The following is a 467-nucleotide window of genomic DNA, read 5'->3' on the forward strand; positions in this document are numbered from 1 at the left end:
AACTAAATAACTGATCCCAATAGTGCTACACCTTCGCTGTGCCATAGCCATTCCCCGGGAAAGGAGACACGGTATCCATGAAGTGTTTCACTCGGGCCAGCAGGTTTGCCATCCCTCTGCATTGATGATTGCGCGTGATGGTTTCATGTAACTTGTGCCATAGCCGTTCTATGTGATTAACCCAAGGGCTGTAAACTGGCTGGAACACCAGGCAGAACTTGGGATTCTTCTTCAACCATCGCTCGGTCTGTTTGCTTTTGTGAATGATGTAGTTATCGAGGATCAACGTGATGGTTTTGGCTCGTCGGTAGTGGTGGCGCAGCTTTTCCAGCATGGCAATAAACAGCGATGAGTTTTTCTTGATCCCGCTGACGTAAAGTACCCTTCCGTTGCCTGCGTGGAGAACGCCTGCCAGATAATGCTTGGCATTCTGCCCCGGTGTGACAACCCGCTTTTGCTGCGCTCTG

General features: G+C 50.3%; 1 pseudogene. It reads right to left on the bottom strand.

Features of this window, described 5'->3' with window-relative positions:
- Nucleotides 1-25: 25 nt before the first annotated feature.
- Nucleotides 26-467, bottom strand: a pseudogene (locus MUW49_RS12850) (IS630-like element ISAhy2 family transposase); the annotation flags it as partial.

Origin of the sequence: Aeromonas sp. LsrichE-8G (genome assembly GCF_022869435.1) — a bacterium.
Lineage (GTDB): Bacteria > Pseudomonadota > Gammaproteobacteria > Enterobacterales > Aeromonadaceae > Aeromonas > Aeromonas caviae.